At 68.9% G+C, this 24295-nt stretch carries 23 protein-coding genes, 1 tRNA gene, 1 pseudogene and 1 CRISPR repeat array; of the genes and pseudogenes, 7 read left to right on the top strand and 18 right to left on the bottom strand.

Annotated elements, in window-relative coordinates; translation table 11 throughout:
- Positions 1–165 precede the first annotated feature (165 nt).
- The 3 genes and pseudogenes from AC0Z36_RS04920 to AC0Z36_RS04930 all read left to right on the top strand — a co-directional run bounded on the left by AC0Z36_RS04920 (position 166) and on the right by AC0Z36_RS04930 (position 4938).
- On the top strand, positions 166–1338 hold the full coding sequence (locus tag AC0Z36_RS04920; protein ID WP_485461472.1) for an HpcH/HpaI aldolase/citrate lyase family protein: 1173 nt from the start codon (positions 166–168) through the stop codon (positions 1336–1338).
- Positions 1335–4087: pseudogene (locus AC0Z36_RS04925) on the top strand (phosphoribosyltransferase). The gene AC0Z36_RS04920 and the pseudogene AC0Z36_RS04925 overlap by 4 nt, the downstream one beginning before the upstream one ends.
- Positions 4084–4938, top strand: coding sequence for an HAD family hydrolase (locus tag AC0Z36_RS04930; RefSeq protein ID WP_485461426.1), 855 nt, complete (start codon positions 4084–4086; stop codon positions 4936–4938). Before AC0Z36_RS04925 ends, AC0Z36_RS04930 begins: the two are co-directional and overlap by 4 nt.
- A gap of 68 nt (positions 4939–5006) precedes the next feature.
- On the opposite strand, the gene AC0Z36_RS04935 is transcribed toward AC0Z36_RS04930, so the two are convergent.
- Complete coding sequence (locus AC0Z36_RS04935; protein WP_485461427.1) at positions 5007–5543, bottom strand: hypothetical protein; 537 nt, start codon at positions 5541–5543, stop codon at positions 5007–5009.
- A 418-nt stretch (positions 5544–5961) separates the two neighbouring features.
- Complete coding sequence (locus AC0Z36_RS04940) at positions 5962–7302, bottom strand: hypothetical protein (RefSeq protein WP_485461428.1); 1341 nt, start codon at positions 7300–7302, stop codon at positions 5962–5964.
- A 185-nt stretch (positions 7303–7487) separates the two neighbouring features.
- On the opposite strand from AC0Z36_RS04940, the gene AC0Z36_RS04945 reads away from it, so the two are divergent.
- Positions 7488–7563, top strand: a tRNA-Val gene (locus AC0Z36_RS04945).
- Here the strand turns inward: AC0Z36_RS04945 and AC0Z36_RS04950 are convergent.
- Positions 7534–8004, bottom strand: coding sequence for a site-specific integrase (locus AC0Z36_RS04950; protein WP_485461429.1), 471 nt, complete (start codon positions 8002–8004; stop codon positions 7534–7536). The two genes, AC0Z36_RS04945 and AC0Z36_RS04950, sit on opposite strands and share 30 nt — an antisense overlap.
- Positions 8005–8135: 131 nt before the next feature.
- Between AC0Z36_RS04950 and AC0Z36_RS04955 the strand changes: the two genes are divergently transcribed.
- Positions 8136–8936 carry a phage terminase large subunit family protein gene (locus AC0Z36_RS04955; RefSeq protein ID WP_485461430.1) on the top strand — a complete coding sequence of 267 codons (801 nt, stop codon included), beginning with the start codon at positions 8136–8138 and terminating at the stop codon, positions 8934–8936.
- A gap of 279 nt (positions 8937–9215) precedes the next feature.
- A CRISPR array of direct repeats spans positions 9216–9794; the repeat unit is 29 nt; unit sequence GTCGGCCCCGCGCACGCGGGGATGGTTCC.
- A 17-nt stretch (positions 9795–9811) separates the two neighbouring features.
- On the opposite strand, the gene AC0Z36_RS04960 is transcribed toward AC0Z36_RS04955, so the two are convergent.
- The 5 genes from AC0Z36_RS04960 to AC0Z36_RS04980 all read right to left on the bottom strand — a co-directional run bounded on the left by AC0Z36_RS04960 (position 9812) and on the right by AC0Z36_RS04980 (position 13477).
- The gene (locus AC0Z36_RS04960) at positions 9812–10468 is read right to left on the bottom strand and encodes a GNAT family N-acetyltransferase (RefSeq protein ID WP_485461431.1); all 657 of its coding nucleotides are present in this window, start codon (positions 10466–10468) and stop codon (positions 9812–9814) included.
- A 299-nt stretch (positions 10469–10767) separates the two neighbouring features.
- The gene (locus AC0Z36_RS04965) at positions 10768–11877 is read right to left on the bottom strand and encodes a methyltransferase domain-containing protein (protein WP_485461432.1); all 1110 of its coding nucleotides are present in this window, start codon (positions 11875–11877) and stop codon (positions 10768–10770) included.
- A 234-nt stretch (positions 11878–12111) separates the two neighbouring features.
- Entirely contained in the window at positions 12112–12669 is a 558-nt protein-coding gene (locus AC0Z36_RS04970; RefSeq protein WP_485461433.1) for a hypothetical protein, read from the bottom strand.
- Between the two features lie 35 nt (positions 12670–12704).
- Positions 12705–13130 (bottom strand): ATP-binding protein, encoded by a 426-nt coding sequence (locus AC0Z36_RS04975; protein ID WP_485461434.1) that lies wholly within the window; start codon positions 13128–13130, stop codon positions 12705–12707.
- A gap of 11 nt (positions 13131–13141) precedes the next feature.
- Complete coding sequence (locus tag AC0Z36_RS04980; RefSeq protein ID WP_485461435.1) at positions 13142–13477, bottom strand: hypothetical protein; 336 nt, start codon at positions 13475–13477, stop codon at positions 13142–13144.
- A 285-nt stretch (positions 13478–13762) separates the two neighbouring features.
- On the opposite strand from AC0Z36_RS04980, the gene AC0Z36_RS04985 reads away from it, so the two are divergent.
- Entirely contained in the window at positions 13763–15103 is a 1341-nt protein-coding gene (locus tag AC0Z36_RS04985) for an NsdA family TPR-like regulatory protein (protein WP_485461436.1), read from the top strand.
- 16 nt (positions 15104–15119) lie between these two features.
- Here AC0Z36_RS04985 and AC0Z36_RS04990 read toward each other — a convergent pair whose 3' ends face one another.
- The 7 genes from AC0Z36_RS04990 to trxA form a co-directional block, all read right to left on the bottom strand.
- Positions 15120–16142: an NAD-dependent epimerase/dehydratase family protein gene (locus tag AC0Z36_RS04990; RefSeq protein ID WP_485461437.1), complete on the bottom strand. Its 1023-nt coding sequence runs from the start codon at positions 16140–16142 to the stop codon at positions 15120–15122.
- Positions 16143–16286: 144 nt separating this feature from the next.
- Positions 16287–16514, bottom strand: coding sequence for a hypothetical protein (locus tag AC0Z36_RS04995; RefSeq protein ID WP_485461438.1), 228 nt, complete (start codon positions 16512–16514; stop codon positions 16287–16289).
- Positions 16515–16969: 455 nt separating this feature from the next.
- Positions 16970–17323, bottom strand: coding sequence for a helix-turn-helix domain-containing protein (locus tag AC0Z36_RS05000; RefSeq protein ID WP_485461439.1), 354 nt, complete (start codon positions 17321–17323; stop codon positions 16970–16972).
- A gap of 91 nt (positions 17324–17414) precedes the next feature.
- Positions 17415–18032 carry an ATP-binding protein gene (locus AC0Z36_RS05005; protein ID WP_485461440.1) on the bottom strand — a complete coding sequence of 206 codons (618 nt, stop codon included), beginning with the start codon at positions 18030–18032 and terminating at the stop codon, positions 17415–17417.
- The gene (locus AC0Z36_RS05010) at positions 18029–18373 is read right to left on the bottom strand and encodes a hypothetical protein (protein ID WP_485461441.1); all 345 of its coding nucleotides are present in this window, start codon (positions 18371–18373) and stop codon (positions 18029–18031) included. Before AC0Z36_RS05010 ends, AC0Z36_RS05005 begins: the two co-directional genes overlap by 4 nt.
- Before the next feature lie 120 nt (positions 18374–18493).
- On the bottom strand, positions 18494–19717 hold the full coding sequence (locus AC0Z36_RS05015) for a helix-turn-helix domain-containing protein (RefSeq protein ID WP_485461442.1): 1224 nt from the start codon (positions 19715–19717) through the stop codon (positions 18494–18496).
- Positions 19718–20465: 748 nt separating this feature from the next.
- Positions 20466–20843, bottom strand: a complete 378-nt coding sequence (gene trxA / locus AC0Z36_RS05020) for a thioredoxin (protein ID WP_485461443.1) — start codon at positions 20841–20843, stop codon at positions 20466–20468.
- A 271-nt stretch (positions 20844–21114) separates the two neighbouring features.
- Here trxA and AC0Z36_RS05025 point away from each other — a divergent pair, with 271 nt between their 5' ends.
- Positions 21115–21378: a hypothetical protein gene (locus AC0Z36_RS05025; protein ID WP_485461444.1), complete on the top strand. Its 264-nt coding sequence runs from the start codon at positions 21115–21117 to the stop codon at positions 21376–21378.
- Between the two features lie 195 nt (positions 21379–21573).
- Here the strand turns inward: AC0Z36_RS05025 and AC0Z36_RS05030 are convergent, their stop codons facing one another.
- The 3 genes from AC0Z36_RS05030 to AC0Z36_RS05040 all read right to left on the bottom strand — a co-directional run bounded on the left by AC0Z36_RS05030 (position 21574) and on the right by AC0Z36_RS05040 (position 24283).
- On the bottom strand, positions 21574–22437 hold the full coding sequence (locus AC0Z36_RS05030) for a hypothetical protein (RefSeq protein ID WP_485461445.1): 864 nt from the start codon (positions 22435–22437) through the stop codon (positions 21574–21576).
- Positions 22438–22562: 125 nt separating this feature from the next.
- On the bottom strand, positions 22563–23363 hold the full coding sequence (locus AC0Z36_RS05035) for an ABC transporter permease (protein ID WP_485461446.1): 801 nt from the start codon (positions 23361–23363) through the stop codon (positions 22563–22565).
- On the bottom strand, positions 23360–24283 hold the full coding sequence (locus AC0Z36_RS05040; RefSeq protein ID WP_485461447.1) for an ABC transporter permease: 924 nt from the start codon (positions 24281–24283) through the stop codon (positions 23360–23362). The genes AC0Z36_RS05035 and AC0Z36_RS05040 overlap by 4 nt, the downstream gene beginning before the upstream one ends.
- Positions 24284–24295 lie beyond the last annotated feature (12 nt).

Below are 24295 nucleotides of genomic sequence, written 5' to 3' on the forward strand. Positions count from 1 at the left end.
CTCAATGCGGGTGGCGACCTGGTCGCGATCATGGCGTTTCGCACGGATGACGAGCTGATGAACTGTTCTGTCAGTTCTGTCAGACAACCGGGCGACAAGGCTCCGAATCTGCCATTTTCGGTTACCGTAGGCAGGCCTTTTAAAAGACCAGGGGGACCGGATTTGATACGCCACTTCGCCTTCCTCGACGAAGAGGAACGGGACCGGCTCTTCCACCGGCCGCCGCAGCCCTTCGGCCGGGACAGTGCCCCCCAGCGGCTCGCCGCGGCACTCGGGGCCACGCTCTACAGCCCCGCCACCCGCACCACGCTGGTCGCCGACATCACCAAGCAGGCGGCCAGGGGCGTGACCTCCATGGTGCTGTGCCTTGAGGACGCCATCGACGACCGCGAGGTCGAACCGGCCGAACAGAACCTCGTCGAACAACTCACCGCGTACCACGCCACCGGCGCCCCGGGCCCGCTGCTGTTCATCCGGGTCCGGAACCCCGAGCAGATCACCGACCTCGCCGACCGGCTCGGTGCCGCGGGCGCGGTGGTCACCGGCTTCGTCCTGCCCAAGTTCGAAGCCGACAACGGCTCGCTCTACCTCAAGGCCCTGGCCGAGGCCGCGAGCGGCACCGGGCACCACTTCCTGGCCATGCCGGTCCTGGAATCACCCGCGCTGGCCTACCGCGAAAGCCGCCACGGCATCCTGGCCGACATAGCCGGGCTCCTGTCCGGACACCGCGAGCGCGTCCTCGCCGTCCGGATAGGGGCCACCGACTTCTCCGCCGCCTACGCACTGCGCCGCTCGCGTGACCTCACCGCGTACGACGTCCAACTCGTCGGCGGCCTCATCGGCGACATCGTCAACGTCCTCGGCCGCGCCGACGGCACCGGACACGTGATCTCAGGCCCCGTGTGGGAGTACTTCCCCCAGGGCGAACGGCTGTTCAAGCCGCAACTGCGCCGCACTCCCTTCGCCGAAGCCGAAGACCCCGACGAAGCGGTCGAACTGCGCGACAGGCTCATCTCCGCCGACCTCGACGGCCTCATCCGCGAACTCGAACTCGACAAGGCCAACGGGCTGCTGGGCAAGACCGCCATCCACCCCAGCCACGTCGCCGTCGTGCACGCCATGGCCGTGGTCACGCACGAGGAGTACTCCGACGCCACCGACATCCTCGCCATCGGCGACGGCGGCGGGGTGCTGCGCTCGTCGTACACGAACAAGATGAACGAGGTTAAACCGCACCGTGCCTGGGCGGAATCGGTTCTGCGCCGGGCCGACGCCTTCGGGGTGGCACGTGAAGACATCACCTTCGTGGACCTGCTGGCCGCGAGCGTGACCTCATGACGGCGCACGTGTCCAAGCTGCCTGGTGAGCGGCCCCGTGCTGCCGGGCCCGGGTCCGGGCGGACCGACGCGGCTGAGCCCTGGGCCGGCACCTGGGTCGCCCACCGCCTCGGTGTCATCCCGCGCGGCGAAGGAATCCTCGACCTCGTCGGCCTCGCCCTGCGCCGCAACCCGCGCCGCGCCCACCTCCTGGTGTCCACCGTGCTCGGCAAGCACATCCCGCAGTCCCCGAAGACCGTGTACGAGGCCGGCTACAACCTCGGCATCCGCGTACGGGACCTCATCGGGGCCGACGCCGCGCCGCTCGTCCTCGGCTACGCCGAAACCGCCACGGGCCTCGGCCACTGCGTCGCCGACGCCCTGCCCGGGGCCACCTACCTGCACTCCACCCGCCGCCCCGTGCCGGGTGTCGCGCAGGCCGGCGGCTTCGAGGAGGAACACTCGCACGCCACGTCCCACCTGCTGCTCCCGGCGGACCCTGATCTGCTCCTGCGCCCAGGACCGCTGGTCCTCGTTGACGACGAACTGTCCACCGGGCGCACAGTGCTGAACACCATCCGCACGGTGCACGCCCTGGCCCCGCGCGAGCAGTACGTCATCGCCGCGCTGCTCGACGTACGCAGCGCCGAAGACCGGGCGGAACTCGACGACTTCGCCGCCGAGCTGGGCACCCGGGTGGACACCGTCGCGTTGGGCGTGGGCACCGTGGACCTGCCGCCCGGCACCCTGGCCCGCGGGGCGGCGCTGGTGGAGGCCTACGACGCGGCGACGCCGGCCGCTGGAACGCGAGCTGACGGAACGTCGGACGCTGGGACGTCGGCCGCTGGAACGCGAGCTGACGGAACGTCGGACGCTGGGACGTCGGCCACTGCGGCCACGTCGCACGACGGGGCAGCCCGTGCCACCGCCGACCGGATCGACATCGACTGGCCGCTGGACCTTCCCGACGGCGGCCGGCACGGCTTCACCCCGGAGCACCGGGCGGCCCTGGACGGGGCACTGCCCGTCCTCGGCAAGCAACTCGCCGCCTGGTCCCAGGGTAGACACGTGCTCTTCCTTGGATTCGAAGAACTCATGTACGCGCCGCTGCGCCTCGCGCAGGCGCTCGAAGCGCAGGATCTCCGAGCGCAGGATCTCCAAGCCCACCGCACGGTGCGCTACTCGACCACCACACGGTCACCCGTGCTGGCCGTGGACGACCCGGGCTACGCGATCCGAACACGCCTGGAATTCCCGGCCCATGACGAACCGTCCGAAGGTCCTGGACCCCGCTTCGCCTACAACGTCGCCCCCGGCGGCGACCCGTCCCGCCGCTTCGACGAGATCATCCTCGTCGTGGACAGCGTCGGCGACACCCCGGCCCTGCACGCCCCGGGCGGACTGCTCGACGTACTCGCAGGCGTCACCGACCGGGTCGGCCTGGTCGTCCTCCCCGCCTACGTGCCGGAAACCCCGCACGTGCCGGAAACCCCAGTCGCACCGGAAACCCCGCACGCACCGGAAACCCCAGCCGCACCAAGGAATGTGAACGCATGACCGACACCGGGAAGCTCCCCGACCCCCTGCGCGGCCCCGCGTTCTCCTCGTACTCCGCCGACGAGGTCACCTGGCTGCTCAAGGACCTCTCCGCGGTCGAACTCGAAGCCCCCCTCGAAGAGCGCGAAGAAGCCGTCCAGGGCGGTGCGAACTACGCCGAGTCGCTGCCGATCGAGTACCAGCCGTCGCCCGAGTACCAGGCGCTGTTCCACACCGCCCTCGACGAGTCGGCCGACCGCATCGCCCACGCCGTCGGCGTCGTCACCGAAATGGTGCTCGCCGAACGGGGCCGCGACGTAGTCCTGGTCTCATTGGCCCGCGCGGGCACACCCGTCGGCATCCTCATGCGCCGCTGGGCCGCGCACGCCCACGGCCTGGAACTCCCGCACCACGCCGTGTCCATCGTCCGCGACCGGGGCATCGACACCGTCGCACTGCGCTGGCTGGCCCGCGAATACGGCGACCCGCAGCGCATCGTGTTCGTCGACGGCTGGACCGGAAAGGGCGCGATCACCCACGAACTGACCCAGGCCCTCGACGAGATCGAGACGACGTACGGGCTGCGCTTCAACGCCGGACTGGCCGTCCTCGCCGACCCGGGTTCCTGCGTCACCACGTTCGGCACCCGCGACGACTTCCTCATCCCCAGCGCCTGCCTCAACTCCACCGTGTCCGGCCTGGTCTCCCGCACCGTGCTGAACGACGGACTCATCGGCCCCGACGACTTCCACGGCGCCAAGTTCTACGCCGAACTCGCCGACGGCGACGTGTCCGGACTGTTCCTCGACACCGTCGCAGCCCGCTTCCCCGTGGTGTCCGCGCAGGTCGCCGAGGACGCCCCGCGCCTGGCCGCCTCCGACCGCACCCCCACGTGGGCCGGCTGGGACGCGGTCAAGAGCATCGGCACCGAATACGGCATCGACAACATCAACCTGATCAAGCCCGGGGTGGGGGAGACCACCCGCGTCCTGCTGCGCCGCGTACCGTGGGTGATCCTCGCCAAGCGCGGTGCCGGAGCGGCCCTCGACCACGTACGGCTGCTCGCCGCGCAGCGCGGGGTCGAGGTCGTCGAAGTCGACGACCTGCCTTACACCTGCGTGGGCCTGGTGAAACCGGGGTTCACGCGGGCGGCCCCGGAGCCCGCGGCGTCAGCCGCCGCGTCCACGGGCCCAGGCGAGCTCAACAACCGTGGTCAGGACCAAGGGGACAAATGACCAGCCACAGTACCGACGGCCCCATCGTGGCGGCCTGCGACCTGGACCGCACCCTGGTCTACTCGCGCGCCGCCGCCAGGCTCGGACTCCCGGACGGTGTGGCACTGCCGCCCGTGCACGGCGTCGAAACGTACGACGGTGCCCAGATCTCCCACCTGACACCCAGGGCGGCCACACTGCTGGCCGAGCTCGGTGACCGGGCGCTGTTCGTCCCCACCACGACCCGGACCCGCGAGCAGTACCAGCGGATCAGTCTGCCGGGGCGGTTCCCCGAGTACGCGATCTGCGCCAACGGCGGACACCTCATGGTCGACGGCGTCAGCGACCCGGGTTGGCACGAGAGCGTCCTACTGCTCCTGACCGCCGCTGCCGCCCCGCTCGACGAGGTGACGGCCCACCTGGCCACCGTGGCCGACCAGCCCTGGGCGCTCAAACAACGCGTCGCCGACGACCTGTTCACCTACCTGGTCGTGGACCGCGCGGCGATGCCCGGCACATTCGTCGAGGACACCACCGCGTGGGCCGCCGAACGCGGCTGGGGTGTGTCGCTCCAAGGACGCAAGCTCTACCTCGTACCCGACGTGCTCACCAAGGGCGCGGCGGTCCACGAGGTCGCCCGCCGCACGGGGGCCTCCACCGTCCTGGCAGCCGGCGACTCCCTGCTCGACATCGAACTGCTCAAGGCCGCGGACCTGGGCGTCCGCCCCGGACACGGCGAACTCGCCGAGTCAGGATGGACCGCCCCGCACGTCACCGCGCTGGAGTCGCAGGGCGTCCAGGCGGGCGAGGACATCCTCGACTGGCTGCTCACCCGCATCGACGCGCTCGACCGGGTGGTCGCGCTGCGCTGAAGCGGCGGGAGTCCGCTGGGCGTACTGCTGGCCGTACAAATAATCGCGCTGGGCTGAAGCCGTGCCGGCTAGACGCAGGCCCCGCGCACCGTCAACAGTTCGGCTTGGGCCCGCAGCGACCGGCCGCCCACATCGAAGGTCAGCTCGAACCCGTCCCGGGCCACCCGCACCCGGACCAGCGCGACTTCGCTGAACGTGTCCAGGGCATGCCGGATCTCGTGCATGACCGGGCCGGTCGCCGACAGGCCCAGGACCGTACTGTCGCCGAGGGTCACCTCGTCACAGCCCTGACCACCGGGTGCGGCCAGCACCTCGGTGACCCTGATGGGGCCCCGGCCGAGGGAGCCGAGCCAACGCACGGCCTCCCGGTGCAGCGCGGCCCGCTCCTCTTCGTACGCCCTGGCCATCATCCGGCGCAGGTGCTGAATGTCGCCGGTGTGCAGCGGCAGCGCCTCGGCACGGGGGGCCGGGACGAGCGGCCAGGGAGCGGACAGCGGGGGAGCGGCGGCCGGTCCGGCGGCGACGGCCGGACGCCGCGGCACCGTCAACCGGGTGACAGCGGTGGCGAGGACGATCGCGAAGACGATGACGAACAGCAAGGACATCCAGACATCCCCGGAGGTTCCGCGGCCGGCGTTGTCGAACAACCGGTCGGAGGCGGCATGGACGGCCGTGGTGTGGGGTTTCCGGCCCGTCACCCAGGGGAGAAGAGCCCACCGTCATACCGCGGTCGGAAAGACTCTAAACGGCCCAGACCGGAAAAACGGGTCCTACCGAATCTTTTACGGAGACGCCCGTCACTCGCTTCCGGCGCCCCGGCCCCGCCCGATTCCACAGCCCGCCGCCACCCGCCACCGAAACCGAAGCCCCCACCTGCGCAAACGCCCGTCAGCCGGCCTCAGGATCCGAAGCCCCCACCTGCGCAAACGCCCGTCAGCCGGCCTCAGGATCCGAAGCCCCCACCTGCGCAAACGCCCGTCAGCCGGCCTCAGGATCCGAAGCCCCCACCTGCGCCACCGCTGATCAACCGGCCTCAGGACCCGCCCGGTCCTCCCGGATCCGCTGCACCACCCCGGCCACCGCCCGCCGGATCGCCTCGTTCTCCCGCAGGAACTTCCACCAGTCCGGACGCCGCTCCGCCAGTTTCTTCTCAACCGCCTCCAGGCGGAACAGCAGACCGTCCAACTCCTGCGCGTACGACGGCTCGACGACCGACCGCCCGGCCAGCGCGAACCGCTGGGCGTCCTTCAGCGCGAACCGGGTCCGCTCGACCTCAGCCTGCGGATCCGCGGACACCGTGCGCAGCACCCGCAACCTGTCCTGCACCGACGCGACGGCCTCGTCCGCGTCGTTCAACGACGCGCGCGCGGTGGCCAGCCGGCTCACCGCGTCCGCCCACTCCTGCCTGGCCGCCGCCCCGGCCGCCTCGTCAATCCGGGCCCTCGCCACCTCAAGTGACCGGCGCACCCGGTCGGGGACCCGCTCCAGATCACCCCACGCCGACTCGGCGAAACCCCGCCGCAACTCGCTCAGCGCCGGCTCCACGTGCCCGACCTTGGACCCGACCGCCTCGGCCCGGGTCCGCAGTGAAGAAAGCCGGTTCGCGGTGTCCTGACGCAGCCGGGGCAACCGCTCGGCCTCCTCGAACAAGGGCAGCGCGGCCTGCGCCACAACCGCGGCGAGACGCAGCGAACCGGCCACCCCATGCGCCGCCGGACCCCGGTCCAGATCGGCGAGCTGCGCCTCCAGCGCCGCGAGCCGGCCGGACAGCCGGGCGTCGCCCATCCCAGCCGCCTCGGCGGCCCGCACCGCGCCCCGGGCCTGTGCCACAGCCTGCCGGGACCGCTCGGCGGCGGGCGGCACCTGAGCCAGCGCGGCGTCCGCACGGGCCAGCAGCGGAGCCAGCGAAGCCCCGAACCGGTCCAACTCGGCGTTCACCCGGACAAGCCCCGCCCGGGACCCGTCCAGGGCTGCCTTCGCCGCCTCGTACTCCCGGGACTCCAACTCGACCTCAGGGTCGAGCGGATGCCGGTCCGACTCGTTGATGTACGCCAGGCTCGCGGCGTCCACCGCCTGCCCCAGCTCGTCGAAACGCCGGGCCAGCGGCTCGTACGTCCCCGGCTCCTCCACCGCGCGCACAGTGGCCAGGGACAGCCGCAGATCACGCTGCGCCGAGTCCAGCGCCAGGAAGGTGTCCGCCGCGTCCTCCCGGGCCTGCTGGGCGGCGAGCCGGGCGGATTCATTGCGCCGCCGCCACGGGCGGGTCGAACCGCCGCCCCCGCCCCACGACAGTGCCAGGAGGGGGAGGACCAGCAATGGCAGCAACAGGCCCCCCGCCGCGTTCCCTACGGATCGTCCCGCCACGCCCGTTGCTCCCGTCGCCCGGCCCTGTGAGGCCATCACTGTCGGGGTCATCATCCCAAGTCGTACGACGCCCGCGCAGGCCACGGGGGTCCCGTGTCCTCCCTCACCGGGAAACCGGTGCGCATCCGCCCGGAACTTTTCGGTAGTCTGTCCTTCTGCCCGGCTGTGCAAGCAGACCGGCGCACGGGACTTTAGCTCAGCTGGAAGAGCGCCTGTCTTACAAACAGGAGGTCAGCGGATCGAAACCGCTAAGTCCCACCAGGGAAAACGCCTCTCTTTGTAGGGGCGTTTTTTTGTTTGGGTGGACGGTGGGTGGACCTGCTGCTCTTTCCACTCCCGCAGCACCGCCACGGTGAAGTCGTCCAGAGGGACCGTCCGCACAGAGTCGGCTTTGGGTTCTTCCTCGTACACCTTGTAGGCGACAGCCACGATTTGGCGGGTGATGTGGACGACCCGCTTATCAAGATCAACCTCGGACCAGGGCAGCGCGCATGCTTCCCCGCGGCGTAGACCGCGCAGTCCGATCAGGTGCCACAGCGGATAGAGGCGGTCGTTCTCTTGCGCCCAGTCGAGGAACTGGCCGAGCTGCTCAGGTGTCCACACCATCACCGGACTCGCTGCTTTGCCGGTGTGATTCCATCGCTCAAGCCGGGCATCTGTCCACAGCAACGGGCGGGCGCGCCGGGCCGCCGGTATCTCCACGAGCTTGGCCCAGTTCTTCGCGACCTGCCCCCGCCGGTGGGCATCCTCCAGCGCGCCACGCAGACGGTCACGAATCAGCTAGTGCGTAGAAGCGGAGGTCGTTCGACGCCGCTGCTTGCGGACGGCGTCGTATGCCTCCCTGGCCGCTCTCCACTCGATTCGCAGATGGGGCGGCCGCGGCGCGGGTGCGGACGCCGGGTTCGTTGTGGCCGGAGCGGTACACCGCTGACGACCTCGCCAAGATCAGGCGCGGCGTGGGTGAGCGCGTTTGGTGGAGCCTCTACCAGCAGAAGCCGCGGCCGATGGAAGGCGGCGTGTGGACGTGGGAGTGGATCACAGGTAACCGGATCAGCGCCGCTTCGTACCGAGGTGTGGATCTGGCACGGATCGTCGTCGCGGTGGACCCTGCGGGCGGGGATACGGCGTTCGGTGACGAGACGGGCATCATCGCCGCAGGGCGGGACATCCGCGGGCACCTGTACGTCCTTGACGATCGGTCAGGGAAGCGCGGCGCGGACTCGTGGGGCAGGGAGGCGTGCCGGCTTGCTGTCGAGCTCGGGGCGGACGCCATCGTCGTTGAGAGCAATTTCGGTGGCGACATGACGCGGCAGGTCATCACGCAGGCGTGGGAGGCGTTGGCGCGCGAGGGGGAGACCCGCAACACGTTGATGCCCGATATCCGCGAGGTCGTCGCCAAGCAGGGCAAGCGGCTCCGGGCTGAGCCGATCGCCCAGTTGTACGAGCAGGGGCTCGTGCACCACCTCGGGGATTGGCCCAAGTTGGAACAGCAGATGGTCACGTGGGTGCCGGGGATGGACTCTCCGGACCGCATGGACGCGGCGGTGCACGCACTGACCGAGCTGGCTGATCCGGCGGTTGTCAAGGCTGCGTCGGGGATGGTTCGGGATCGACGGCTGGCGGGGCGCAGATAGGCGACGTATGCGCGGGGCCGACGATGGGCCAGCAGCAGGCCGAGAGTCCCGCCCCGTTCTTGCGGAACTTCGCCCAGAGTGCGGCGATCCCTGCGATGGTTTCCGGAGCATAGCCGTGGTCGCGCAAAGGTTGGCCGAGTGTCACCGGGTCTCTTCTGTACACGTTCTCGCGGCACCGTGGGGAACTGCACTGACATCAACCGGATCGCTGCTGAGGACCGCCGAGTGGAAGTGAATGAGAAATCGCCAACTTGATGGTGTCTGTGCAGGTGGTGAAGTGTCGGCCCCGCGCACGCGGGGATGGTTCCCGTCAGCGCGGCGTCGACGCAGGGGAGTTCCAGTCGGCCCCGCGCACGCGGGGATGGTTCCCGGCACCGGGCTCATCGGCATAACCCGGCAAAGTCGGCCCCGCGCACGCGGGGATGGTTCCCTGAAGCAGTGTCAAGGCTGTGACCGCCCCCAGTCGGCCCCGCGCACGCGGGGATGGTTCCCGGCCGGGCCCACCTGCCCGTCGGGGGCTGGTGGTCGGCCCCGCGCACGCGGGGATGGTTCCTGCTTCAGAACAGCGCCCTTAAACCGGACGCGGTCGGCCCCGCGCACGCGGGGATGGTTCCTTGGAAAGGTGGGAGTTGCAGCTATGAGCGAAGTCGGCCCCGCGCACGCGGGGATGGTTCCGTCCCGATCCGCCCCTTCTCTGGGTTGTCATGGTCGGCCCCGCGCACGCGGGGATGGTTCCTGCTTCAGAACAGCACCCTTGGGCCGGACGCGGTCGGCCCCGCGCACGCGGGGATGGTTCCGTCGAGAAGACCACGCTCGCAGGGTCGCGATGGTCGGCCCCGCGCACGCGGGGATGGTTCCGGTGTATTTGCTGAACTTCACCCTCCGGCGGAGTCGGTCATGGTCTCCATCGGTCCGATCGCTCCCACTACCGCACACGCGCTGGTTACGGCGAGGACGGGCCCGACGTTTCCCGTCTGCATCTGAGCGTGCAGGAAAGCAAAGCCCTCGGCGGTCAGACACTGCGCGAATGCTTCGAACGTCTCCTGCACCTCCGGCGGAAGGACGGCGACGGCGCGGACGGGCACCTGAGGCTGCTGCTCGACCGGGGTGAACTCACACAACTGGACACGTGTGACCGCCGCGTCCGTCGGTGGCTGTTCGCCGGGGCTCTGGAAGCTCACCACACGAGCTGTCGCCGCGGAATGCTCGAAGGCGAGCTTGGCCGCCAGATCGGCCGCATCCTCCAGGCCAGGTCCATACAAGTAGATGCTGAGTACACCCTGCCCGCGGCTGGTTAGCGTCGGGATCAGCGTCCGTTCGCTGGTGTGGCCAATGTGGGCCGGCAGCACCTGCTCATCTTTCCGCTCGGACCAGCGCTGGTCCTTGTCGTACGGAAGGAAGTCGCCGGTCCCGGCGACGCGGAGGATGTCCGAGAAGAGTTCGGGGGCGAAGGTGTCGGGGTGGACGGGGCCGAGGGTCGGCACGTACGGCACCGGAGCCGCAGCCCGCAGCCAGTCCCACTGGAAACGCATGCGCGCACGCTACCCGCCCGGCACACCGGGCTCAGGCCCCAACACGAAAGCGTCGGGGCCTGAACGGTGTTGACCGGTTGGCGGTCAGTGCGGGTTGTCGTCACCTGCGATGCACGAGCAGCGGACGGTTTCGATGAACCAGTCGGGCGCGGACGCGGCGGGGTGGCCGTTCAGATATGTCGGGTGGTGCCGGTGGGTGCTTACCGAAGCGGTGCTTGACGCAGCCTGTAGCCCATGGGCCTGCTGCCGGTGCCGCCCTCAGCCTTGGTATTGGCATCCAGGGCTGAGGGCGGTGGGGGCTACAACGTGAGCATCCCGTCCTCCGGGTCGTCCAGCCAGAACCGGTGGCCCTGCGGCGTCACCGTGATACCGAACTGGTCACGCGACGGGGACTCCAGACGCTCCCATACCCGGTAGACCGCCAGGACTTCGTCCCACAGCGTGCGCGGCCCGTACTGCTCCACCACGTAGGCGGTGGCATCCACGGCGTACACCACCCGCGCCCAGCTCTTCGCGTCATCGGCGAACAACCACAGCGTGGCGTCCTCACCCGTCGGCGCGGGAACCCAACTGGACCGCACGTCACCGATGGTCAGACTGATGTAGAACGCCGGATCGGTCTGCAGGACGTACTGCGGTGCGGTGCGGGTGCGCCCCTTGGTGCCTTTCTCCCCGTGGTAGAGGTCCCCGACGAACCCGCTGCGGGGCCGCTGGTTGCGGTCCCACATGAAGTCCGGATTGCCGGAGAACCGCCCGATCCCCACCCCATCGCGTACGTCCAGGGCCAGATACGACCCTTCGAAGTACGACGACCCGAACGGGGTGACGATCCGCCCTCCGTTGCGGACCTGATCCAGCAGCCCGCGGTGGAGGCTCCGCTGTGTGTACGTGAAGAGCATCCGGTCGTACGGGGCCTTCTGCGCGTGCCCTGCGGAAGCGTCACCGGTCAGGAGCTTGGGGTGGAATCCGGCGGCGGCCAGGTTCTGGCCGGCGGTCCGGGCCAGGAGCCCGTCGTACTCCACGGACGTGACGTTCCCGTCGCCCACCCTGTGGGCGACAAGCGCCGCGTTGTACCCGGTGGCGGTACCGCCCTCAAAGACCCCCATGCCGGGCTCAAGCCCGGTCAGGGCCAGCATCTCCAGCATCACCGAGGGCTTCGAAGACGACGACGTCGGCAACTCGAACGCCCCCGGCGGGGTGTCCAGCCCGTCGTTTGTCTGGATGACGATCGAAGTGTCGGAGTACACCCGGCCACACCATGCGCCCGGGTCGATTTGGAAGTCGTAGTCCCCGAACTTCTCGGGAATGAAGCCGCCACGGTCCACCTTTGCGACTGTGTTCCGCCACCCCGGGGGGATGGCGTCCTTCGCGTCCAGCTCCGCGAGGAGTTTGGCCGTCGTCGCCGTCATCGGATACTCCTACTTCTTCTTGTCGTCCTTCTTCGGCGGGTTCGGCGGCTTCTCGCGGTGCCCGTCGCTCCCGGCGGTGTCGGGCTTGCCGGAGTGGTCGCTGCCCTTTTTCTCACCCATGGTGTTCTCCTCATTCGCGTTTGTTGTTTCCCCGGTCGGCGCTTCGGCAACGGGGCTGGAGGCCGCCCGGCTCCGGTGGGGGCGCGGAGCCGGGCGGCGGATCGGGGGGCCGTGTCAGCGTCGGATCGCCTGAGCGGCCAGTCGTCTCGCGGTCAGCGCGGGCGTCGGCATCGGTGTCCTTTGGGTGACGCGCGCCGGGGGGATCTGCGGGCCGGGCTCTACCTGCGGGGCGACGACCGCGACGACGGTGGTGACTCCGGCGTCGACGTGTGAACTCCAGGCCGTGGCCAGTGCCAGGACGGCGTGGATGCCGTCCGGCGTGCGCTTCGGCCAGGAGCTGTAGGGGAGCGGCTGGGGCATCAAAAGGCAACAGATCTTGACCTCCCACGCCCCAGGGCGGTAGGAGATCACGGACAGCCGGACCATGCTCGCCTCGCTGTGCTTCACCGCGTACGCCACCAGCCCGGTGGCGATCTTCACGATGGCCTCGGCCCTTTCCAGCGGCCGGACGCGGGCCTTGGCCACCGCCTGGTGCGCCGCGTTCCAGGCTTCGCCGACGGACGCACGCTCGACGGGCAGGTCGACGGTCAACACAACGGCGGCGAACGCCGGTTCTGGTTCCGTCGTCAACAGGCCGGTCCAGGGGGTGGCCGACACGGGCACTGCCTTCACCGTCTTGGTCCTTTCCAGTTGGCGGTTACGGGGTTCTACAGGGGCAGGGTGACGACGATCGTCTTTCCGCTGCCGTCGTCGTCGGCCGGTACGGCGGTGCTGCCTCCGACGTCGTCCACCAGCGCCCGGACGATCGCCAGGCCACGTCCGCCCAGTCCGTCCACGTGGGCGACGAACAGGGCGCTCGGCCGGTAGGGGTGACGGTCGTGGACCGCGAGGGTCAGGAACCCGCCCTCGACCACCAGGCGCACGTCGAAGTACTCGGAGAGCAGCGCCGTGTGCTGGACGCAATTTGTCGTCAGTTCGTTCAGGACCACCAACGCGACGTCCAGCAGCGGGTGGTCACGGGACAGACCGCACTCGACCAGCGCTTCGCGCACCGCCCGGCGAATCCGCGGCACGGAGACCGCCACCGTGGGCAAAGTCCAGTGGTAGTCCAGCGGGGTGTGCACGGCCGTCACGCCCGTCCTGGTCACGCGATCCCGCCCAGGTTGAGGAACACGTCCCAGTCCACTGCCGACCACCGCGCACAGTCTTGGTGGCTGGGCCGGAAGTCCCGCAGGGTGAATGGGAATTTCTCCTCGCGCGACTCGGGGTTGCTGTCGGTCCGCGGAGCGGATGCCCCCACCGGGTGATCACCGGGCTTCGTGAACCAGCCGGCCCAGCCACTGGCCGGGCTCGATCGGGCAAGGCGCTGGAGCGCTTTCCCCGGGATGCGCCGGGGGAGTTCCCCGTTGGGATTGGGCCCGGCCGGCGGGGACGTCTTCTCCGTGCAGAGTCCACGGAGCTGGGTGCGCACGGCTGCCATACCTGTCCTTTCCGAAGGGCACTCCGGCGGCCTCAGTCAGCCACTGGATTCAGCCAATCCAGGAACAGCAGCCCTGGGCGGCATCGCTCAGCGTGGCCCTGTAGCGGGTACCACCGCCATGACATGCGGGTGCCATCCGCCGTACGGTTTCCGGCCGTTCGTATCGCCGAGTAGCGTTACGGGTACCACTTCCTCAGAACGCGTTGCGTGAAAGCCGCCGGGCGGTATCTCCTCCGAGAGGGGCTGTCTGCCGCAGCCGGTGCCCTCCGAGATGAGGAGTTCGTAATGGGCGACCCGCCAACGTTCCTTTACGTGCTGGTGCAGCAGCGCGGCTGGACTTACGAGCGGTTCCGGCGCGCCTTCGAGGACGCGGCCCGTCAGGTTTTCTCCGGGCCCGACAACCCCGGGGCGCGAAACCTCACCGTGGCCGAAATGACGTTCCGGCGCTGGACCGCAGGACAAATCCGTAAGCCGAAGCCTGACGCATGTCGAGTTCTGGAACACCTGTTCGGCGTCGACGCCGCACTACTGTTCGGGCCGCCGCCCGGCGACGCATCCAACACCCCATCCGCCCTGCCCGCGTTCGACCTGGAAAGCCTGATCAACATGACCGCACAAAATGCAGCCGACGCAGCCGGATCCGCAGCCGCCCAAGCCGTCTCCGAAACCACAATCGACCAGCTGCGCGAGGACGTCGCCACGCTGGCCGACCGTTACAAGAACACGCCGCCCTTCGACGTGTTCAACGCAGCCAACCGCCTGCGTGAGCAGGCCGAACACCTGCGGGAACGCACCCAGGTCCCAGCCCAGCAACAGGACCTCCTGGTCGCCGCAGGGCAGGCGTGCGCCCTGTTGGCCGCCGCCGCACTGGACCTCGGATTCGTGAACGGCGCTATGCGCCACGCACGCGCAGCAGCCCTGTACGGGGAGACCGCGCGCTTTGGGCCCTTGCAGGCATACGCCGGGGGGTTCCTCGCCATGTGCCTCTACCTCAGTGGGCGTCCGGCAGAAGCCGTCCGGCACGTCACACGCGCCCAAGCCTTCGGCGGTTTGGGCGATACAGCCCGAACACGACTGTGGGCAATCGAAGCACGCGCGTACGGGTACCTGAACAACGCCACGCGTGCGCACCAGGTCCTGATCGCGTCCACCGTCGAACACCGCGGCGGACAACGCGACGACCTGCACGACCTGGGCGGCGAATTCGGCTTCGGCGACGAGCGCCTGGCCATGTCCAACGCCACCAGTCGCCTGCTGCTGGGCGACGGCCCCGGGGCGCAGGCCGACGCCCGCCGGGCCCTGGACCTCATCGCACAGCGCCCGGTGGCAGACCGGTCGCCGGTGGTGCAGGCCAAGGCATCCGTCGACCTGGCCTCCGCGTTGCTCCTGAGCGGGGAACTGGAGGGCGCAGTGGAATCCCTGACGCTCGTCTGGGAGCTGCCCCCGGGGATGCGCGCGTTCACCCTGGTGGACCGCATGCTCAGGCTCCGGTCGGCGCTCACCGCCCACCCATTCCAAAACGCCCGCCTGGGTGTCGATCTCGGCGAACGAATCGAGGAGTTCAGCCGGCTGTCCGCGCCGGCGCAACTGGGCGCCGGCGGGGGTCTGTCTGCCCTGGAGGCGTAGCCGTCAGGTGTGGTCGTCAGGTGTGGTCGAGCGCGGCGAGGATTTTGGCTTCCTTCACCGGGTCGATGCCGTGCTCGGCCCACCGCGGATGCTTCACCGGGTGCCCGCCGCCCCGCATCCAGTTCCACGTGTCGCGTACGGTCTGGGCGGTCGGGCGGCAGTCCAGCCCGGCCGCCACGGCGCGGGAAGCGTCAACGGCCCACACTCCGGGGTGCTCGCGCCACAGCGGCAGTTCCGTCCACGGTGTGACGCCGTGCGCGGTCAGCACGTCCGGGTCCGCCCACACCGGGCGGCCCGCTCCGCCGGTGACGTCCAGGCAGGCCGTGAGGAAGTCCGCGAAGGTAATCCCGTCGGGGTGGGCGATGTTGAACACGCCCGGTCCGTCGGCCGCCGCCTGGTCCAGGGCGAACGCGGCGACGTCCCGCACGTCCACGGGCTGAATGACCCGACCGGCGGGCGCGGGGGCGAGGATCGGGCCGCCGCGCTCCGCGCGGGTCAGCCACCACGGGAGACGGCCCACGTACTCGCCGGGCCCCAGGATCACCCCGGGCCGCAGGAGCGCACACCGCTCGCCGAACGTCTCGACCACCGCAGCCTCCCCGCCGGCCTTCTGGAAGCCGTACAGGGTCGGGCTTCCGTCCGGGCCGGTGTGCCCGAACGTCCGGTCAGCGTCCGGCGGACACTCAAGCAGCGAAGACGCCTCCGTCAGCGGCGTATTCGGCCACCCCTCGTACACCGACACGGTGGAGATGTGCACCCACCGGCCCACCTGAGTCTCCAGGGCGCGCGTGGCCCGCAGGATGTCCCGGGGCGGGAACTGCGAGCTGGACGTGTCCACCACCGCATCCCACGGGCCGTGACCGGCCAGACGCTCCAGGTCGGCCGTCTGCGTACGGTCCCCGCGCACCGTGTCGACGCCGGCCGCGTCTGTACCGGACCGGCCCCGGTTGAACGTTGACACCTCCCACCCCCGGGCCAGCGCGCCCGCTACTACAGCCTGCCCGAGGAACCACGTACCACCCAGCACCAAAATTCGCATGGCAACGATCCTGCCCTGGGCTGACGTTCAGTTCCAGCCCGGACGGGGGATGAACTGCGGTCGGGGGCCGTCGTCATCGTTGCGCGCCCGGTGGGTGCGGGTGCGGGGCGCTACAGCAACGGCTGAGACTCAGTGAATCTCAGCTCAACAGTCGGGGCAGTCTTTTCGGTGCAGGGCCCACGTAGAGTGGCCGTGCGGGTCGATACCGGACCACCGTAGGGCGGCGAAACCAAGATCACACAGCGATTCGGGGTCGAACTGCCCACACGTGTCGGCGTACGAGCGGAGCAGCTCTTTGCTGGCCCGTACAGCGATGTCGGTGGCTATCAGCTCAGCCTCGCCGGTGAAGTTTTTTTCCCGGCCAACAGCCATTGCTCGACCGTCTGTGTGAGGTCAGGCGCCCGGTCCGGGGCGCGGCGGGCTTCTTGGGTCATGGGGTGCCCTTTGGTGCGGGGATGGGACCAGCTTACGGCTGGCGATGCCGCAGAAGAGACTGTGGGGATCGTGCTGACGGTGGCGAGTGCTGGCTCGTAAAGAGTAATACCAGAATATGAAATAGCGGTGGGAGCATCAAATGCCGGTAAACTCCCAGGTCAACGCTGGCTTCTGTCAGCAAAATCGGCCCTCAACGCATCTTTCGCTCGCATTCTGGTCGCACCCTTTGTACGCCCACCGAGCTGCACCGGCGTGCCGGTTTAAGGCGGCCAGGTCGGCGAGGAGGAACGCAATTTGGGGAACGTCGTAGCCGGTGTCCAGGACAACCATCACGTCCAGGTCGCCGGGCTTCTACTGGCCTGCGGCCTGTGACTTTGTGGGGTGACGGACTGTCACCGCAGTGGCGTCGGTGCCGCCGCGGCGTACACGATTGCGAGCGCCGGTACTTTTTGGGCGACGCGGGCGACGGCGGCCCGGTGCCAGGAGGCAGGGAACGGGATCTCGGGGTGCGCGGCGTGGTACTCGTCGTCGTTGCGGTAGGTGAGAATCCCCGGGTCGGGCACGTCGAGGAGCTGTTTGATGCAGCCGGTGACAAATCCGCCGGTGCGCGCTTCGAGGTTTTCGAGTTCGCGGCGCACGCCGGCGGGGATTGAATACTTGCCCTGTTCCCAGTGGCGGACGGTGCGGGGGGAGACGTTGAGGTGCGCGGCGAGCCAGTCGCCGGTGAGTCCTAGGTGCTCCCGCACATAGGTGCTCCCGCACAACGCGGAATTCAGCGTCAGTCATGGGGGGTTCCTTCATGCCGGGTTCCTTCCGTGGCGCCGAGCTGGCGGGCGGTCAGCTGAGGTCGGCGAAGACCCGGTCGACTTCCTCCTGCAAAACGGCGAGTCCGTCGGCGTCGACATCGGCATCGGTGCCGACGAGCCAATCATCCTTCAGATCAACCAGGCTGATGACGACTGCGCCAGGGGGGACGTAGGCGCTGGCCCAGACATCGAGGCCGGTCGGCCGGCCGGTGTCCTCGTCCTGGATCACGTACAGGTTCCCGCTGCCGTCGTCGTCGGCCGGTACGGCGGTGCTGCCTCCGACGTCGTCCACCAGGGCCCGGACGATTGCCAGGCCCCGTCCGCCCAGGCCGTCCATGTGGGCGACGAACAGGGCGCTCGGCCGGTAGGGGTGACGGTCGTGGACCGCGAGGGTCAGGAGCCCGCCCTCGACCACCAGGCGCACGTCGAAGTACGCGGAGAGCAGCGCCGTGTGCTGGACGCAATTTGTCGTCAGTTCGTTCAGGACCACCAACGCGACGTCCAGCAGCGGGTGGTCACGGGACAGACCGCACGCGATCAGCGCTTCGCGCACCGCCCGGCGAATCCGCGGTACGGAGACCGCCACCGTGGGCAAAGTCCAGTGGTAGTCCAGCGGGGTGTGCACGGCCGTCACGTCCGTCCTGGTCACGCGATCCCGCCCAGGTTGAGGAACACGTCCCAGTCCACTGCCGACCACCGCGCACAGTCTTGGTGGCTGGGCCGGAAGTCCCGCAGGGTGAATGGGAATTTCTCCTCGCGCGACTCGGGGTTGCTGTCGGTCCGCGGAGCGGATGCCCCCACCGGGTGATCACCGGGCTTCGTGAACCAGCCGGCCCAGCCACTGGCCGGGCTCGATCGGGCAAGGCGCTGGAGCGCTTTCCCCGGGATGCGCTGTGGGAGCGACAGAGGTTCCTTGTCGCACTCCAGTACGGCCGAGGGCCCGCCTGGCCGGTATGTCCCCTCGGGGCGGGACGAGCGGGGAGTGGACATGCCTGCCTCTCCTGACCTGGCATCAAAAATGCTGTCAGTGACAGCATCGTCACGCAGAAGGGCCCGGACTTTCACACCTTGTGAAAGGCGTGAAAGTTCGGGCCCGGTACTGCGGTGCGGCTAGAGCTGCACGCCCACCCAAGAGGCGTAGCCGATCAACGTATCCGGCGTACTGCGTGAGGATCGCACCAGGCCGGCCACGGTTTCCCGCACGAGGGGGTGGTACTTCGCCTGCTGCGGCGCGATACGCCTAGCCTTGAAGAGCGAGGCCAGCGCGTCATCCGTTTTTCCCGTCCACAGTTGCGCGCGGGCCGTGTCGATGTGGTGGTGTCCCACCCGGGACGGTGGGAACCCCTCCGGGATGCGCACCTTCTTTGCGAGGGTGAGCGCCTTTCCGTGCTCGCCCAATTCAATCTCAACGGCCGCGGCGTGGAGAGCCACGTTGGTCGGCCCGAACGACATGACGTGGCCGCCGATCTCCACCCCGCCGCCGATTTCCACCCCGCCAAGGAGCTCGGCCACGGCGCGCGCCTCGGCCAGCGCTCCCCGGGCCGTCGCGCCGTCGCCCATCCGCGTGGCCAGGATCGACGTCCGCAGGTGCAGGTTCCCCGATACGCACAGCGCTGTTTTGTTTCCGGCGCTGACGCCGGGCGCGAGGTCTTCCTGGGCCCGTTCGACGATCTTTTGGCCCACTTCGTGCCGGCCGGTGGAGAACGAGGTCTGCGCCCGCAGGTACCCGTACAACGCCATCAGGTACGGGTCGCCCGCACGCTGCGCGGAGTACTCCATCCGGGCCAGCAGCAGCAGGGCCAGATCCGTCAGCCCCAGTCCATAGGCCACCGTATGCGCGGCCCGGTAGACGTGCACCAAAAAATGGTGGGCAACCTCGGCTTGCTGACCTGTGGTGGTCTGCGAAATCTGGACCAGTTCGTCAATGAGCGCCGGGGCGGCGGCGGCGACCTGCCCGAAGTCGGATTTGCCACGGACGAGAAGCAGTTGCCTGACGTCGCCCTCCACAGCGTCCAGCGCCCGTACGGGCAACTCATCCAGCGGGGTGTCCCAGTTGTCGATGGACACACGCAGATCGTTGAGCGGACCGTCCAGACGGTCTTCCGCCTGGTCGAAGATGAAGGGCTGACCGTGCAGGGTATTGACGCTTATCCCCAGCACCCGCGCGCACGCCGCGACCAGTGCCGGTGTAGCCGGCCGGTTCCCGGACTCGACTTTCGTCAGCAGGCTGTAGGAGATGTTCGCTTTTTCGGCCAGCCCCGCCGGGGTGAGCCGGTGCAGTCGTCGGTACGCCGCAATGCGTGCGCCTGTGCCAATGCCGGTGGTGCCGGGCATAGTGGACTCCGTTCTGACTTGACATCAGAACGGTACTCGGGATGCCGCTATCCCGGTACGACGAACGGCCCGTCCCTGGGATTACAGGGGTGGGCCGTTCGTGACTGGGGCGTTTCCCCAACACCAGGCGACGGCACTCCGCCCTCGGCCAACAGAGCCCGATCACTTACGAACAACGATCAACTACGCTGACCATCGCCACATGACCACCGGTGTCCTCGATCAAGGGGAAAGCCCCGTCGTCGTCGGACCGCCGCCCGGACCGGGACCCACTGTCCGTAGCGGTCGTGATCCAGTGACGGATGCTCCCGGAAAGTCGGGATCATCCGTCACTGGATCACAACGTCGGTGCGGACGGGCCCCGCACGGCGGCACAGACTGAAGGCCCGGTTCTCTCACGAGAGCCGGGCCTTCAGGTGTTCCGTGTGATTCTGCGGTGTTGCTGATTCTTGTGTTGCTGGTTCTCGTGTTGCGTTCTGTGTAGTCGTGCTCGTGAACGGTCGGTCCTGCGACGAGGTCCTCCTTCCGTCTGCGATACCACTACTACTGTGCGCTACATCTGTGCTGTTCTTCCGTGCAGTGGAGAGGGGGCCCGATCCGCATTCCGCGGATTTTGATTGCGCGGTGCGTGGCAAGCGGTCTACCACTTCTCCGCGTCTTTTCGAGTCCGGGCCCCTCCCACTGATTCCAGTAAACGCCTGCCCCGCGCGGAGCGCAACAGGATCTTGGATTACGGTGTTTGTGCAGGTCAGGTCGTTGTGGAATCGTTCTGGTCCGCGCTCACCTTGCGCTTGACCTCGTCCATGTCCAAGCCCTGGGCCTGCCCGATCAGATCGGTCAGCGCGGCCTCGGGCAGCGCGCCGGCCTGGGAGAAGACCACAACACTGTCGCGGACCAGCATCAGCGTCGGGATCGAGCGGATCTCGAACGCCGCCGCGAGCTCCTGCTGGGCCTCGGTGTCGACCTTCGCGAAGGTCACGTGCTCGGTCTGGTTCGAGACCTTTTCGAAGACCGGGGCGAACTGGCGGCACGGACCGCACCATTCCGCCCAGAAGTCGATGACCGTCAGACCGCCGGCACCGACGACCTCGTCGAAGTTCTCCTTGGTCAAGGTGACCGTCGCCATGATGGCTCTCCGTCCTATAAGGATTTGGTTGCCCGAACCGGCCGGTTTCGTCCGGTCGAGGCGGTTGCGGGGCCCGGTCACACAACCCGGGCATAGCGTCTGGCATTCCCCACCAGGCATCCGCTACCCGTTCGCGCGTACGGCCGACGCTGTGACGTACGTCCCCGGCGGCCCCACTGCCGTCTGTCGCCCCGGCTGTCTGCGCGGACCCATAAGCTGTGCTGACGCCGCGTCAACCAGGCGCCGAGCAGCCCGCACGAGGAGTCCAGTCATGCGCTACACCCGTCGCAGCGTCGTCAGCCTGTGCCAGGCGGAGCCCGGCTGGGACGTCGAGGTGACCCGGGCGGGCGCGGAGCCGGAACTGTGCCCGCTGGTGGCCTGGGCCGTGGTGGTCGTCGAAAGCGGCGCGGACGGCACCGTCGAGACCGCCGTCGAACCGGCCTTCGTCTACGACGGCGCGGTGTACACCCCAGCTGAACTCGCCCACACCGTCGGCGAACTCGACTACCACCTGATCGAGCCCGAAGAACACTGAGCGCGCGCGGTCCGCTGGAAGTCGAAAGACCAGAAACCGAAGGTCAAAACCTGAAGGTCAAAACCTGAAGGTCAAAACCTGAAGGTCAAAACCTGAAGGTCAAAGCCGCAAGGTCAAAGCCGCAAGGTCAAAATCAGGATCGTGTACGGCTGCCGCAACTGACGCGTCAGCCCCGTGCGGCCCGCGATCCGGAAATCACTCCTCCGGCCGGGCCGCCGCAGCCTTGGCGGGTGAGCCGTCCCCGCCCTCGCCGAAGCGGGACAGCACCATCGCCCCCACGACGGCGATCAGGAAACCGCCCACAGCCACCGGAGCAAAACCCGCGCGGCTGTGATCGCCCAACGCCAGGACGCCCACCGCCGCCGGCAGCACCGTCTCGCCGATCACCACTGACGCGGCCACCACGGTGACCGCCCCGCCCTGCAGAGCCGTCGCGTAGAGCAGGAAGGTCAACGCGCCGCCGATGAGCAACGCCCAGGTGGCCGGGTTCCGTACCAGATCGGCCGGGCCGAAATCGGTGATCACCCGCGCGCACAAGGCGATCAGACCGAAACCCAGACCCGCCACCAGACCGAGCAGGCGGGACCGCCACGGCTCCGCGCACCGGGCGGCTGCGAAGCCCGCGACGCCGACGAGCAGAGCCGCCCCGAGCAGCCCGAAGCGGAACCCCGTTCCCGCGCCGGACGCACCTTCCGCACCAGCTGACAGGCCGAGCAGCGACAGGCCCCCGACCACCGCCAGTACGGCCCCCCACTCGGGCCGCCGTAGCCGGGCCCCCAGGATCGGGATCGCCACCACGGCGGTCACCGCCAGGTTGCCGGCCTGCGCTGCCTGCACCGCGAAGATCGGCAAGTCGCGCAACGCCACGAACTGGAACGCGAAGCCGACGAAGTCGAGTGCCGTGCCGAGCAGGAACGGCCACTGTTTCATGACCCGGCCCAGGAGGCGCGGGTCCAGTCCGGACGATGTGGCGGTCCGGCGGGCGGCGAGGGCTTGTAGGGCGGTGCCCACTCCATAACAGGCGGCAGCGGCCAGGGCGGCGAAGAGCGACAAGATCACCCGCTGACGGTAGCCGACCGGCGCCCTGCCCGCGGTGCGTGGCGCGGGGCCCGTGCGGCGCGGCACGGGCCCGGGAACGGCCACCTCGTCCCGGCCCCGTGCCGCCCCGCACGGGTCCCGGCGGTTCAGGCCTTCGCCTCCCGCTTCCGGCCCACGGCCTGGGCGGCCACCACGATCACCACCGCGAGCACGAGCATCCCCGAGCCGATCACGTTGATCTGCGGCGGCGTGCCGCGCTGCGCCGCGCCCCACACGAACATCGGGAACGTCACGTCGTTGCCGGCGGTGAAGTTGGTGATCACGAAATCGTCGAAGCTGAGCGCGAAGGCGAGCATCGCCCCGGCCGCGATGCCGGGAGCGGCCAGCGGCAGGGTGATCCGCCAGAACACTTGCACGGGTGAGGCGTACAGGTCCCGCGCGGCCTCCTCAAGCGCCGGGTCCATCCCGGCGACCCTGGCCTTCACCGCGGTCACCACAAAGCTCACACAGAAGGTGATGTGTGCGATCAGGATGGTGGTGAAGCCGAAGTCGATACCGAGGTTCAGGAACAGCACCCCGATCGACGCCGCCATCACGATCTCCGGCATCGCCATCGGCAGGAAGATCATCGCGTTGACCGCGCCCCGCGCCCGGAACCGGTAGCGCGCCAGGGCGAACGCGATCAGCGTGCCGAGCACCGTCGCGCCGATAGTCGCGAATACAGCGATCCGCAGGCTCAGCTGTACCGCGTCGCACATCCCCGCGACTCCGCACGGGTCCTTCCAGGCGTCGGCCGAGAACCGCTCCCACTCGTAGTTGTAGCGGCCGTTGGGCTTGTTGAACGAGAACACCATCACGACGGCGTTCGGGGCGAGCAGGTACACCAGCGTGCCGAGTCCGGCGAACACCACCAGGTTCCGGCGGAGGAAGGCCCAGATCGCGGTCACAGCAGTTCCTCCGTACCGGCGCGGCGGATGTAAACGGTGACGATCACCAGGATCACGGCCATCAGCATGAAGGACAGCGCAGCCGCCGTCGGGTGGTCGAGCACCCGCAGGAAACGGCTCTGGATCGTGTTGCCGATCATCGTTTCCCGGGTGGTGCCCAGGAGTTGGGCGTTGATGTAGTCGCCCGACGCCGGGATGAACGTCAGCAGCGTGCCGCCCACCACTCCGGGCATCGACAGTGGCAGTGTGACCCGCCGGAACGTGTCGAACGGGCGGGCGTACAGGTCACTCGCGGCCTCGTGCAGCCGCGGGTCGATCCGGTCGAGTGACGCGTACAGCGGCAGGATCATGAACGGCAGGAAGTTGTACGTCAGTCCGCAGATCACCGCGAGCGGGGTCGCCAGGACCCGGTCCGACTCGGTCAGCCCGAGCAGTGCGGTGCCGTCGGTGATGCGCAGCGCGTTCAGCACGTGCACGACCGTCGAGTCGTCAGCCAGGATGGTCTTCCAGGCCAGCGTGCGTACCAGGAAACTGGTGAAGAACGGCGCGATGACCAGCACGAGCAGCAGGTTGCGCCAGCGGCCCGCGCGGAACGCGATCGTGTAGGCGAGCGGATAGGCCGCCACCAGGCACAGGACCGTGGCCGCACCGGCGTACATCATGGAGCGCAGGAACTGCGGTGTGTACTCGGACAATGCGTCGGAGTAGGTGGACCAGTGCCAGGTCTGTACGTAGCCGGTCTCCAGGGTGCCGGTCTGCAGCGACATTGAAGCCTGGAAGAACAGCGGCACCGCGAAGAACAGCACCAGCCAGGCGATGCCGGGCAGCAGCAGGAGGTACGGGACCCGGTTGCCGCGCGGACTCCTGGCCGCTGACGGTGGCTCGGGTGTTTCAGGAACAGCCTTGACTGCAAAGCTCATTGACGATCCTTC

It is taken from the genome of Kitasatospora sp. UYEF31, from assembly GCF_057291755.1.

Coding starts and splice junctions, on each gene's coding strand:
- AC0Z36_RS04930 (WP_485461426.1), top strand. CDS start 4,084: ATGACCAGCCACAGTACCGACGGCCCCATCGTGGCGGCCTGCGACCTG.
- AC0Z36_RS04935 (WP_485461427.1), bottom strand. CDS start 5,543: ATGTCCTTGCTGTTCGTCATCGTCTTCGCGATCGTCCTCGCCACCGCT.
- AC0Z36_RS04955 (WP_485461430.1), top strand. CDS start 8,136: ATGCCTCCCTGGCCGCTCTCCACTCGATTCGCAGATGGGGCGGCCGCG.
- AC0Z36_RS04960 (WP_485461431.1), bottom strand. CDS start 10,468: ATGCGTTTCCAGTGGGACTGGCTGCGGGCTGCGGCTCCGGTGCCGTAC.
- AC0Z36_RS04965 (WP_485461432.1), bottom strand. CDS start 11,877: ATGACGGCGACGACGGCCAAACTCCTCGCGGAGCTGGACGCGAAGGAC.
- AC0Z36_RS04980 (WP_485461435.1), bottom strand. CDS start 13,477: ATGGCAGCCGTGCGCACCCAGCTCCGTGGACTCTGCACGGAGAAGACG.
- AC0Z36_RS04985 (WP_485461436.1), top strand. CDS start 13,763: ATGGGCGACCCGCCAACGTTCCTTTACGTGCTGGTGCAGCAGCGCGGC.
- AC0Z36_RS04990 (WP_485461437.1), bottom strand. CDS start 16,142: ATGCGAATTTTGGTGCTGGGTGGTACGTGGTTCCTCGGGCAGGCTGTA.
- AC0Z36_RS04995 (WP_485461438.1), bottom strand. CDS start 16,514: ATGGCTGTTGGCCGGGAAAAAAACTTCACCGGCGAGGCTGAGCTGATA.
- AC0Z36_RS05010 (WP_485461441.1), bottom strand. CDS start 18,373: ATGTCCACTCCCCGCTCGTCCCGCCCCGAGGGGACATACCGGCCAGGC.
- AC0Z36_RS05015 (WP_485461442.1), bottom strand. CDS start 19,717: ATGCCCGGCACCACCGGCATTGGCACAGGCGCACGCATTGCGGCGTAC.
- trxA (WP_485461443.1), bottom strand. CDS start 20,843: ATGGCGACGGTCACCTTGACCAAGGAGAACTTCGACGAGGTCGTCGGT.
- AC0Z36_RS05025 (WP_485461444.1), top strand. CDS start 21,115: ATGCGCTACACCCGTCGCAGCGTCGTCAGCCTGTGCCAGGCGGAGCCC.
- AC0Z36_RS05040 (WP_485461447.1), bottom strand. CDS start 24,283: ATGAGCTTTGCAGTCAAGGCTGTTCCTGAAACACCCGAGCCACCGTCA.